Source organism: Rhizobium sp. BK456, assembly GCF_014194045.1.
GTDB classification, from domain to species: Bacteria; Pseudomonadota; Alphaproteobacteria; order Rhizobiales; family Rhizobiaceae; genus Rhizobium; species Rhizobium redzepovicii.
Window position 1 is genome coordinate 55,763 of the sequence record NZ_JACIAO010000002.1, and the last position, 12,576, is coordinate 68,338.

The 12,576-nt window shown below is 62.5% G+C and carries 8 protein-coding genes; 7 read left to right on the forward strand and 1 reads right to left on the reverse strand.

The features are described from left to right. The first annotated feature begins 70 nt into the window (after positions 1-70). Positions 71-973, forward strand: coding sequence for an SDR family oxidoreductase (locus FHX03_RS06550; protein WP_097629145.1), 903 nt, complete (start codon positions 71-73; stop codon positions 971-973). 265 nt (positions 974-1,238) lie between these two features. Here the strand turns inward: FHX03_RS06550 and FHX03_RS06555 are convergent, their stop codons facing one another. Then, positions 1,239-2,150, reverse strand: a complete 912-nt coding sequence (locus FHX03_RS06555; protein ID WP_097629144.1) for a LysR family transcriptional regulator — start codon at positions 2,148-2,150, stop codon at positions 1,239-1,241. Between the two features lie 163 nt (positions 2,151-2,313). On the opposite strand from FHX03_RS06555, the gene FHX03_RS06560 reads away from it, so the two are divergent. The 6 genes from FHX03_RS06560 (at position 2,314) to FHX03_RS06585 (ending at position 12,475) form a co-directional block, all read left to right on the forward strand. Then, entirely contained in the window at positions 2,314-3,129 is an 816-nt protein-coding gene (locus FHX03_RS06560) for an alpha/beta hydrolase fold domain-containing protein (protein ID WP_097629143.1), read from the forward strand. A gap of 46 nt (positions 3,130-3,175) precedes the next feature. Then, positions 3,176-4,366 carry an efflux RND transporter periplasmic adaptor subunit gene (locus tag FHX03_RS06565; protein ID WP_012558749.1) on the forward strand — a complete coding sequence of 397 codons (1,191 nt, stop codon included), beginning with the start codon at positions 3,176-3,178 and terminating at the stop codon, positions 4,364-4,366. Positions 4,367-4,480: 114 nt separating this feature from the next. Continuing rightward, positions 4,481-7,681, forward strand: coding sequence for an efflux RND transporter permease subunit (locus tag FHX03_RS06570; RefSeq protein WP_183777500.1), 3,201 nt, complete (start codon positions 4,481-4,483; stop codon positions 7,679-7,681). Between the two features lie 143 nt (positions 7,682-7,824). Next, complete coding sequence (locus FHX03_RS06575; protein ID WP_097629141.1) at positions 7,825-8,736, forward strand: NAD(P)-dependent oxidoreductase; 912 nt, start codon at positions 7,825-7,827, stop codon at positions 8,734-8,736. Next, entirely contained in the window at positions 8,733-10,517 is a 1,785-nt protein-coding gene (locus tag FHX03_RS06580) for an IlvD/Edd family dehydratase (protein WP_183853016.1), read from the forward strand. Before FHX03_RS06575 ends, FHX03_RS06580 begins: the two co-directional genes overlap by 4 nt. Before the next feature lie 131 nt (positions 10,518-10,648). Next, entirely contained in the window at positions 10,649-12,475 is a 1,827-nt protein-coding gene (locus FHX03_RS06585; RefSeq protein ID WP_183853018.1) for a putative bifunctional diguanylate cyclase/phosphodiesterase, read from the forward strand. The last annotated feature ends 101 nt before the right edge of the window (positions 12,476-12,576 follow it).

Genomic DNA, 12,576 nt, shown 5'->3' on the forward strand with positions numbered 1-12,576 from the left:
CTGTCTCGATGCCGCCGCCAATCTCAAGCTTCCACTTCAACCAAACCCCAATCCCAGAAGGAATAGGATCATGAGCAAGCAAGTCATTATCATCACCGGCGCTTCCAGCGGTTTCGGCGCTCTTACCGCTCGCGCCCTCGCCAAGGCCGGCCATACCGTCTATGCCGGCATGCGCGCAACGGAAGGCCGCAACGCTCCGGCCGTCGCCGACGCGGCTGAATTCGCCAGGGACAATAACGTCGATCTGCGCTCGGTCGAACTCGATGTCGCCTCCGACGCCTCGGTTGTATCCGGTATCGCCCGGATTATCGCCGATGAGGGCCGCCTCGATGTCATCATCCACAATGCCGGCCATATGTCCTTCGGCCCGGCCGAAGCCTTCACGCCGGAACAGTTCGCCGAACTCTTCGACATCAACGTGCTTTCCACCCAGCGCGTCAACCGCGCGGCACTCCCCTATCTGCGCAAGCAGGGTACAGGCCTGCTGGTCTGGGTATCGTCGTCGAGCAGCCGCGGCGGCACGCCTCCCTACCTCTCGCCCTATTTCGCCGCCAAAGCGGCGATGGATTCACTTGCCGTCTCCTATGCCAGCGAGCTTACCCGCTGGGGCATCGAGACCTCGATCATCGTGCCCGGCGCCTTCACCAGGGGCACCAACCACTTCGCCCATTCCGGTTCGCCGGATGATACCGCCCGCGCCGCCGAATATAATGAAGGACCCTACAAGGGTGTGCCGGAACAGGCGCTGCAGGGCCTGGCAGCACTCGAACCTGCTGACGCCGATGCCGGCACGGTAGCCGTCGCCATCGTCGATGTCGTCGGCAAGCCGTTCGGTACGAGGCCGTTCCGCGTCCATATCGATCCATCCGAGGACGGCGCGGAGATCGTCAACGGCATCGCCGACCGTGTCCGGGCGGAATTGTTCCGCCGCATCGGCCTCGGGGACCTGCTGAAGCCGGCTGCCAGGAATTGAAATCCCGCCCGCCGCTGGCGCGGGAACATGGGAGCCAACCCGTTATCGCAATTCTGTGAACGTGATTGCGGAATTTTTCCTTACAATCGTGCGGGGAGTGCGTATATCTGTTTTATCGCGAGAGAGTGGAATTCCCTGCCGCTCTCTTCCGACCTCCAAAGCCTGCTGCGCCCTTGCTATGGTGCGACAGGCTTGATGTTCAAAGTTGTACATTGCGGCCCGTCGAAGGTTTCCCCTGCCTTCCGGGCCGTATTTGTCTTAACGCTCAGACGTCGTTCAATTTCGCCTCGACCAGAAGCTTCACCAGCCAGTCGACGAAGACGCGAACCTTGTTGCTGAGATGGCGGTTCGGGGGGTAGACGACGTAAAGCGGTAGCGGATCGCGACGCCAATCCGGCAGCACGCGGACGAGTTCGCCCCTTGCCATTGGCTCACGCGCCATGAAGATCGGCACCTGCGCGATGCCGAGACCCGTCAGCGCAGCTGTCAGATAGGTACGGCTGTCGTTGACCGAGGCGATGTAACGCGGACTGGTCTCGATCACCTCGTTGTGCCGACGAAATTCGAAAGGCAGTGTTCGGTTGTTCTGGGCGCGGAAATAGTTGACCGAGTAATGATCGGCCTCCAGATCCTCCGGCCGCTCGGGCATGCCGAACTTCTGGATGTAGGTCGGCGAAGCACAGGTGATCATCTCGACTTCGGAGACACGTCGGGCGATCAGCGACTGGTCGGTCGGCGTGCCGGCCCGCAGCGCGCAGTCGACATTTTCCGCAAGATAATCGACGGTGCGGTCGCCGACGCCGAGGTCGATGCGGATATCGGGATAGCGCTGATAAAAATCGCAGAGTGCGGGAACGACGATCCAATCGGCGAAAGCACCGGCCATTTCGACGCGCAGCCGCCCGCTCGGCAGGCTTTGCGAATTGGAGAGGCTACCGTCGAGTTCCTCCAATTCCGAAATGATCTGGGCGGCGCGTTCGTAATAAAGCGCGCCGTCCGTGGTCACCATCACCCGGCGAGTCGTGCGATTCAAAAGCTTGGTGCGCAGATGCGCCTCCAGGCCCTGGATGAGATTGGTGACCGTCGCCTTGGGCATGGCGAGCATGTCGGCGGCGCGGGTGAAATTGCCCGTCTCCACCACGCGGATGAAGACGCGCATTGCCGAGAGCTGATCCATCGGTTTGAAATCCGCAGTTTGCGTTGCACCATTGTTCGAGATCTGGAACAGTGTAATCGCGATATCGCTTCTTATTCCCTGAATGGAATAACAATATCTTTTTTGTACAAAATGCAAGCGGCAGGCGTTGCCTGCTTGTGGCCGACGCAAAAGAGACCGGAACATGACGGTGGCATGGAAAGATATGATGCTGGATAAGGTGGCCATCGGCCCCGTTTCCGCACGCATCTACCAGGGCGCCGATTACGGCAAGGGTCCGCCCATCGTGCTTTACCTGCATGGCGGCGCTTTTCTCGACAGCGAGACGAATGTCGACCGGCCGGTGGCAATTAGCCTCGCGAAGGCCGGCGCCATCGTCGCTGCCGTCGATTATAGCAGTCTGTCCGGCAATCTCTTCCCGAAGGCGCTGGAAGTTTCCTTCTCCGTTCTCAGCTATCTCGCCAACAAGCGCGCCGCCGGTCTCGGCGACCGTAAGTCGCTGCTCTTCGTCGCCGGCGAAGAGGCGGGCGGCAATGTCGCCGCCGGCGTGGCGCTGAAGGCGCGAGACCAGATGCCGGATGCGCTCGACGGCCAGGTGCTGATTTCGCCGCTGCTCGATCCCTTCATGGGCACCTCCTCGATCCGCAAGGCCGAGGCGATCGGCATGCGCCAGCGCTGGACGGAGGGCTGGAGCCATTACTTGAGCGGTGGTGGCTGCCACCCTTATGCGGCGCCTTGCCTCTGTTCGCGTCTTTCAGGCGTCGCGCCGGCACTGATCTTTACCGCCGAGGACGACCCTCTGCACGACGAAACACTTGGTTACGGTGCCCGCCTGAAAAAGGCCGGCGTCGGTGTGCGCCAGCATGTCCTTCCCGCCGGGACGGGCTGGCCCTCGCTTTATGGTGGGAAATCCGAAGGAGTGCCCGACTGGCAGGAACACGTCAGCCGTCATTTCGGAAGCTTCCTTCAGGACGTAAGCGACCAACCGCAATTGCATTGAAGATGATCTGATATTTCAGCGGCTTTGGGCCGCAAGGAGAGTACTGATGACGTCCAGAAGTAAGCGCTGGGCCCTGGTGGGCGCCGGCATGGGCCTTGTTGCGTCCGTTTCAGGCGCCGCATTGTTTTTCGAATTGCCGATGAGCACAACCGCCACGGCTGCTTCCGCTCCGGCGCAGCCGCCTGCCGTGCCGGTGACGGTTGCCGTCGTCGCGGCGCGCGACGTAACGGCCTGGGAGAGTTTCTCCGGCCGTCTCGAAGCGGTCGACCGTGTCCAGGTTCGTTCCCGCGTCGCCGGCGCCATCCTGTCCGTGGCCTTCCGGGAAGGAGCCCTGGTCAAGCAGGGTGACCTGCTCTTCACCATCGACCCGGCTCCCTATCAGGCGAACGTGGCGCAGGCTGAGGGCCAGGTCGCTTCGGCCGAGGCCAAGGTCAGCCTGGCGCAGACCGAGCTCGATCGCGGCCGCAGGCTTTCCGACAACCGCACCATCTCCCAGAGCGATCTCGATCAGCGCCACAGCACGCTGGCCGAGGCGCAGGCGGGGCTGCGTTCGGCGCAGGCCGCATTGCAGTCGGCCCAGCTCGATCTCGATTATACCGAGGTGCGGGCACCGGTTTCCGGCCGCATTGGCAAGATCGAGGTGACCGCCGGTAACCTGGTTGCCGCCGGCTCGGCCTCGCCGGCGCTGACGACGCTGGTGTCGGTCGATCCGATCTATGCGAGCTTCAACGCCAGCGAAGAAATGGTGACACGCGCGCTTGCCGAGCTTCCGCAGACCGATAGCGCCCTGCCGCCGGTCGAGCAGATCCCGGTCGAGGTCGGCACGCTGGCCGACAGCGGGACGCCGATCAAAGGCAAGCTGCAGCTGATCGACAATGAGGTCGATGCGGCAAGCGGCACGATCGGCGTACGCGCCGTCTTCGACAATCCGGGCGGTCGCCTCATCCCCGGCCAGTTCGTGCGGGTGCGCATGGGCCAGCCGAAGGCCGAGAACAAGATCGTCATCAGCGACCGCGCCGTCGGCACCGACCAGGACAAGAAATTCGTCTTCGTCGTCGATGCCGAAAACAAGGTTGCCTACCGGCAGGTCCAGCTCGGCACGCTTTCCGACGGCCAGCGGGTAGTCGAAAGCGGCCTGAACGCCGGCGAAAAGATCGTCGTCAACGGTCTGCAGCGCATTCGTCCGGGCGCGGTCGTCATACCGCAGATGGAAGAGAAGGTCGCGACCGCTCAATAAGTCTTCGCTCTCCCTCGCGGGGGAGGGCCAATACCCGAAATAAATGACCCGCCGGCGGCTCCAACCGCCGGAGAGGGACGTTGCATCCATGTTCACCCCGGAGAGGGCTTTGATATGAACATCTCCAGATTCTTTGTCGACCGACCGGTCTTTGCCGGCGTTCTTTCGGTCCTCATCGTGGTTGCCGGCCTGATCGGCCTCAGGGCGCTGCCGATTTCCGAATATCCGGAGGTCGTGCCGCCGTCGATCGTTGTGCGCGCCACCTATCCCGGCGCCAACCCCTCGGTCATCGCCGAAACGGTGGCCACACCGCTCGAAGAGCAGATCAACGGTGTCGAGGGCATGCTCTACATGTCCAGCCAGGCGACGTCGGACGGCGTGCTCAACGTGACCGTCACCTTCAAGCTCGGCACCGACCCCGACAAGGCGCAGCAGCTGGTGCAGAACCGCGTTTCTCAGGCCGAACCACGGCTGCCGGCGGAAGTCCGCTCGCTCGGGATCACGACGGTCAAGAGTTCGCCTAACTTCATCATGGTCGTCAACCTCGTCTCCGACGGCGACAATCACGACATTACCTATCTCCGCAACTATGCGACGCTGAATATCAAGGATCGGCTTGCCCGCATCGCCGGCGTCGGTCAGGTGCAGGTCTTTGGCGCCGGCGACTATTCGATGCGTGTCTGGATCGACCCCCAGAAGGCTGCTGAGCATGATCTCGCCGCCAGCGACATCAGCAACGCCATCAGTTCCCAGAACGTCCAGGCCGCGGCCGGCATCATCGGCGCATCGCCGAGCCAGCCGGGTGTAGATCTGCAGCTCAACGTCAATGCCCAGGGCCGCCTGCGCACGCCTGAGGAGTTCGGCAATATCATCGTCAAGACGGGCGCCAGTGGCGAGATCACCCGCCTTCGCGACGTTGCCCGCATCGAGCTCGGCGCCGCAGACTATACGCTGCGCTCGCTGCTCGACGGCAAGCCGGCCGTCGCCGTTGCCGTGCTTCAGGCGCCCGGTTCGAATGCGATCGAAATCGCCGACAATGTGCACGCCACTATGGATCAGCTGCAGCTCGCCATGCCCGAGGGCGTCAAATACGAGATCGTCTACGATACGACGAAATTCGTGCGTGCCTCGATCGAGAAGGTCATCGACACGCTGCTCGAAGCCATCGCGCTCGTTGTTCTCGTCGTCATCCTGTTCCTGCAGACGTGGCGCGCCTCGATCATTCCGCTGATCGCGGTTCCGGTATCGATCATCGGCACCTTCGCGGTGATGTACGTCTTCGGCTTCTCGATCAACGCGCTCAGCCTGTTCGGGCTGGTGCTGGCGATCGGTATCGTCGTCGACGACGCGATCGTCGTGGTCGAGAACGTCGAGCGCAATATCGAACAGGGGCTGTCGCCGCGGGCGGCCACCTACAAGGCGATGAAGGAAGTCTCCGGTCCGATCGTCGCGATCGCGCTGGTCCTCGTCGCGGTCTTCGTGCCGCTCGCCTTCATCTCCGGCCTGTCCGGTCAGTTCTATCGCCAGTTCGCACTGACGATCGCGATCTCGACCGTCATCTCGGCCTTCAACTCGCTCACCCTGTCGCCGGCGCTGGCAGCCCTTCTGCTGAAGGGTCATCATCAGCCGAAAGACTGGCTGACGCGGTTCATGGATGCCATCTTTGGCTGGTTCTTCCGCGGCTTCAACCGGGTCTTCGGCGCCGGCTCGAATGCCTACGGCAAGGGCGTCGGCGGATTGCTGTCGCGTAAGAGCATTGTCATGGTGATCTATCTGGCGCTGGTCGGTGCGACCTACAGTCTGTTCAGCACGGTCCCCGGCGGCTTCGTGCCGTCTCAGGACAAGCAGTACCTGATCGGCTTCGCCCAACTGCCGGATGCCGCAAGCCTCGACCGCACGGAAGATGTAATCAAGCGCATGACCGATATTGCGCTCGCCCAGCCGGGCGTTGCCAATGCGATCGCCTTCCCTGGTCTGTCGATTAACGGCTTCACCAACTCGTCGAATGCCGGCATCGTCTTCGTGACGCTGAAGGACTTCGAGGAGCGCAAGACGCCGGATCTTTCGGGCGGGGCCATCGCCATGGCGCTGAACCAGAAATTCGCAGCCATCCAGGATGCCTTCATCGCCATGTTCCCGCCCCCGCCGGTCAACGGCCTCGGCACGACGGGCGGATTCAAGCTGCAGATCGAGGACCGCGCCGGCTTGGGCAATCAGGCGCTGGACGAGGCAACCAAGGCGGTGCTTGCCAAGGCCTATCAGACGCCTGAGCTTGCCGGGCTGTTCTCCAGCTTCCAGATCAACGTGCCGCAGCTCTATGCCGATCTCGACCGCGCCAAGGCCGAGCAGCTCGGGGTTTCCGTCACCGACGTCTTCCAGACGCTGCAGATCTATCTCGGTTCGCTCTATGTGAACGACTTCAACGCGTTCGGCCGCACCTACAGCGTCCGGGTGCAGGCCGATGCGAAATTCCGCGCCCAGCCGGAAGATATCGGCCAGCTGAAAGTCCGTTCGGCATCGGGTCAGATGATCCCGCTTTCGGCCCTGCTGAAGGTAGAGCCGAGCACCGGTCCCGAGCGTGCGAACCGCTACAACGGCTTCCTCGCTGCCGATATCAACGGCGGTCCGGCGCCGGGCTTCTCGTCCGGCCAGGCACAGGCGGCGATCGAAAAGATCCTTCACGAGACCCTGCCGGCAGGCATCGACTTCGAATGGACGGATCTGACCTATCAGCAGATCCTTGCCGGTAATTCGAGCGTCGTCGTCTTCCCGCTAGCACTGTTGCTCGTCTTCCTGGTGCTGGCCGCCCAGTATGAAAGTCTGACGCTGCCGCTTGCGATCATCATGATCGTGCCGATGGGTGTGCTGGCTGCGCTCACAGGCGTCTGGCTCACCGGTGGAGATAACAACATCTTCACCCAGATCGGTCTTGTGGTGCTTGTCGGACTATCGGCGAAGAACGCGATCCTGATCGTGGAATTCGCCCGCGAACTGGAGTTTGAGGGCAGGACGCCGCGGGAGGCCGCGATCGAGGCCAGCCGCCTTCGTCTTCGCCCGATCCTGATGACCTCGCTCGCCTTCATCATGGGTGTTGTGCCGCTCGTCGTCTCCACAGGCGCCGGCGCGGAGATGCGCGCGGCCATGGGTGTCGCGGTGTTCTCGGGCATGATCGGCGTGACCTTCTTCGGCATCTTCATGACGCCTGTCTTCTACGTGCTGCTGCGCCGGCTGACGGGCAACCGTCCGCTCGTCCAACACAAGCCGGACGAACACAAGGACGAAGAGGCGGAGGTCATCCGGCTCGCGGCGGAATAACGGAATTCAACCTTCCTTTGTCGAGTAAATCGGGCGGGAACTTCGGTTCTCGCCCGTATCGTTTTCGAGCCGATGCGTCATCAAAACGGTTGCAACGATGGGTGAGGGGGTTATCAAAGACGAACAACAGTTGGGAGGACTGAATGACAGGTTCGAGCAGAGGTCATGACGGCAGGCGGATCGCCTTTCTCGGCACCGGGCTGATGGGCGCGCCGATGGCTCGCCGGCTGCTGGGCGCGGGTTTTGCCGTCACCGTCTGGAATCGCGATCGCAGCAAAGCCGAGGCTCTGGCGGGAGACGGCGCGATCTGTGCAGAGACACCCGCGGATGCTGTTTCGGGCGCCGACGTCGTCATCACCATGCTGACCAATGCCGAAGCGGTGAAGGACGTGCTGTTCGACCGCGGAGCGGCCGATGCGATGACCTCAGCGGCCACCGTTATCGATATGAGTTCGATCGCCCCGCATTTTGCCCGCGACCATGCTGCCAGGCTTGCTGAGCGCGGCATCGCTCATGTCGATGCGCCGGTTTCCGGCGGCGTCGTCGGGGCCGACGCCGGTACGCTCGCCATCATGGCGGGCGGCGAGAAAGGTGTGATCGACGCACTTGCAGATATCTTTGCGCCGATGGGGCGCGTTACCCGCGTCGGTCCAAGCGGGGCGGGCCAGCTTGCCAAGCTCGCCAACCAGCAGATCGTCGCGGTGACGATCGGCGCCGTCGCCGAAGCGATGATGCTGATTGCCGCCGGCGGCGGCTCGCCGGCGGCCTTCCGCGACGCCATTCGCGGCGGCTTTGCCGAGAGCCGTATCCTTGACCTCCACGGGAAACGCATGGTCGATCGGCAGTTTACTCCAGGCGGTTCGTCCAGCAACCAGCTGAAGGATCTGAACGCCGCCATGGAGACGGCCAATGCCCTGTCGCTGACGCTGCCCCTGACTGCGGCGGTACACGCCGAATTCGGCGAATTCGTCGCAAACGGCAATGGCGAAAAGGATCATAGCGGCCTGCTCCTGCACCTCGAAGAGAAGAATGCTCTGCCCGGAGGCAAGAGGTGACCGACAGCCAGTCTCCGAAGCGGCGCCTGCGTTCGCAGGATTGGTTCGACAATCCAGATCATATCGACATGGCGGCGCTCTATCTGGAGCGTTTCATGAATTACGGGATCACGCCGGAAGAGCTGCGCTCCGGCAAGCCGATCATCGGGATTGCCCAAAGCGGCAGCGATCTTACGCCGTGCAACAGGGTGCATGTCGAACTTGCCAAGCGCGTCCGTGACGGCATTCGCGATGCCGGGGGCATTCCGATCGAATTTCCGACACATCCGATCTTCGAGAACTGCAAGCGCCCGACGGCGGCACTTGACCGCAATCTCGCCTATCTCGGCCTCGTTGAAATCCTCTATGGCTATCCGCTCGACGGCGTCGTGCTGACGACCGGCTGCGACAAGACCACGCCGTCCGCGATCATGGCGGCGTCGACGGTCGATATTCCGGCGATCGTGCTCTCCGGCGGGCCGATGCTCGACGGCTGGCACGAGGGAGAGCTGGCCGGTTCCGGCACGGTGATCTGGCGGATGCGGCGGAAATATGCGGCAGGTGAGATCGACCGGGAGGAATTCCTGCAGGCGGCGCTCGATTCTGCCCCCTCCGTCGGCCACTGCAACACGATGGGCACGGCTTCGACGATGAACGCCCTTGCCGAGGCGCTCGGCCTGTCGCTGACCGGATGCGGCGCCATTCCGGCTGCCTACCGCGAGCGCGGGCAGATGGCCTACCGCACCGGGCGGCGCGCCGTCGAGATCGTCTTCGAGGATCTGAAGCCGTCGGATATCTTGACGCGCGCGGCCTTCCTCAATGCCATCCGTACCAACTCGGCGATCGGCGGTTCGACCAATGCGCAGCCGCATCTGGCGGCGATGGCCAAGCATGCCGGCGTCGAGCTTCATCCCGATGATTGGCAGGTGCACGGCTTCGACATCCCGCTGCTGGCGAACGTCCAGCCGGCCGGCGCCTATCTCGGCGAACGTTATCACCGCGCCGGTGGTACGCCGGCGATCATGTGGGAATTGCTGCAGGCCGGAAAACTGGATGGCGACTGTGATACGGTGACGGGCAGGACGATGGCCGAGAACTTGCAGGGTAAGGAAGCCAGCGACCGCGAGGTTATCCGGCCATTTGGCGAGCCGCTGAAGGAGCGGGCCGGCTTCCTCGTTCTCAAGGGCAATCTCTTCGATTTCGCCATCATGAAGATGAGCGTGGTCTCTGAGGATTTTCGCCGGCGCTACCTTCAGGAGCCCGGGCGGGAGGGCGTCTTCGAAGGCAAGGCGGTCGTCTTCGACGGGTCGGAAGATTATCACAAGCGCATCAACGATCCAGATCTCGACATCGACGAGAATACCATTCTGGTCATCCGCGGCGCCGGGCCGCTCGGCTGGCCGGGTTCGGCAGAGGTCGTCAACATGCAGCCGCCCGACCATCTTCTGAAGCGCGGCATCAGCAGCCTGCCGACGATCGGGGACGGCCGCCAGTCGGGCACGGCCGACAGCCCCTCAATCCTCAACGCCTCGCCGGAGAGTGCGGCCGGCGGCGGCCTTGCCTGGCTTCGCAGCGGCGATATCATCCGCATCGACTTCAACCATGGGCGTTGCGACATGGTGGTCGACGAGACCGAGATCGAACGGCGCAAGGGCGACGGTATTCCGCCGGTGCCCCCGGATGCGACGCCGTGGCAGCAGATCTACCGGCGCTCGGTCACGCAACTGTCAGACGGCGCGGTTCTGGAAGGGGCGGCGGAATTCCGCGGGATTGCCAAAAACCCGCCACGGCACAACCACTGATCTTGACTGTGTTACGGACTACAAGTCCTTTGATCCAAAAAGGGAAAGTCGTAACGGACAGTTCACCTAGTGACTAGTTCGATCATCGCAACAAGGCTTCATTAATGCCGGCCTGAGACCATATTGCGATTATGGAAGCTTCTAAGGCTGAGACCGCGTTGCCAGAAAATAGACCCACGCGATCCGAACAAGAGTTTCAGGATCTTCTGCGCCGGCTCGAACTCGCTCTCGATGCATCCCGGATCGGTGTCTGGGAGCACAGCATCGCAACGAGCGAGATCTTGTGGGATGCGCAGATGCACCGTCTCTACGAGACCGGCGAGACATGCCGGGAAGTGCCGGCATGGTTATGGTCGAATGCGATCCATCCCGACGACCGCGAGCAAGCCGAATACGACTTCGACCAGGCGATCGCCACCCGAGGCGCCTATAATTCGCAATTTCGGATCGTGCTGCCGAGCGGCGAAATCCGCCATCTGCGGTCACGCGCACATTTCTACGTGGATGCGGAGGGGCTGCCCTCCTTCATCGGCGCCGAATGGGATGTCACCGCCGACGTCCTGCTCAACGCTGAACTCGCCGGCCAGAAGATGGTGGCCGAGGCGAGGGCGCTGGCGCTCGAGGAAAGCAATGCGCGCATTGAGCATGTCGCCGATCACGACTATCTCACCGGTTTGCCGAACCGGCGCCTTCTCGACAAGCGGCTCGCCGAGCTGCCGGCCGACAGGAGCATCACGACGCTTGGCGTCCTGCATCTCGACCTCGACCAGTTCAAGCAGATCAACGACAGTCACGGTCATGCCGCAGGCGACGCGGTTCTGAGGGCCGCAGCCCTTCGCATCACCGCCGCCATTCCCGCAAATGGCATGGTCGCCCGCGTCGGCGGCGACGAATTCGTCATTGTGCTGGTTAATTTCAGCGATCTCGCCGAATTGAAGCTGATTACCGACGACCTTCAGCGCCGGCTGCGGAAGAAGATCCGCTTCGGTCAGGAGATGCTGCAATCCGGCGCCTCGATCGGCGTTTCCTGGAGCGGCGATCGGCGGGCGCGCAACCTGCTTGCCGAATCCGATCTGGCGCTCTACCAGGCCAAGAAGCTCGGGCGCAATCGCGTCGAATTCTTCACGCGGCAATTGCAGGAAGATCTGCGCGCCAAGCGTCGCCTCGCCGAAGAGCTGAAGCTCGGGTTGGAGCGCGGCGAGATCGTTCCCTATTATCAGGTGCAGCTCGATGCCCGGACGCGGGAAGTCATAGGCTTCGAGGCCCTGGCGCGCTGGAAACACCCGGAGAAGGGCGTGCTCGCCCCGGGGATATTCCTAAAGATCGCCGACGAGCATGGGCTTGCGGCGGAGATCGATGCGGCGATCCTGAAAAACGTTCTTGAAGACCGGCTGTTCTGGCTGTTGCAGGGATTTGCGGTTCCGCGCATCGCCGTCAATATCTCGGCGTCGCGCCTTGCCGATCCGACGTTGCTCGGCAAGCTGAGGAAACTCGACATTCCGCCCGACGTGATCGTCTTCGAACTGGTCGAGACGATTTTTCTCGACGACAGCGACGAAAAACTGCTGGATCATATCGGCGATATCAAACAAATGGGTATCGACATCGAGATCGATGATTTCGGATCCGGCCATGCCTCGCTCATCGGTCTCGTCAAGCTGCGGCCAAAGCGGCTGAAGATCGACCGGCAGCTCATCGCCGAAGTCGTCAGCTCCGCCGAGCAGCGGCGCGTGGTGGGTTCGATCGTGGAAATCGCCAAGGCGCTCGACGTCGAGGTGATCGCCGAGGGCATCGAGACCGAGGCGCATGCCGTCGTGCTGGCGAAGCTCGGCTGCGATGGCCTGCAGGGTTACGCGTTTGGTTATCCCGCACCGGCGGCCGAGACGGCTCGTCTTTTCTCACCTATGGCGAACGGGATCGAAAAGCAGAAGGCGGCGATCGGCGGAACGGCCCGGTGATCCGTCGGTGGGGACCGCCGGCAGGCTTTCGCGGTCGTGGAGAGATAATTGGCGCAAGTAATTTTCTTGAGCTTGCATCGGCATTGTTTCATGCTAATGCG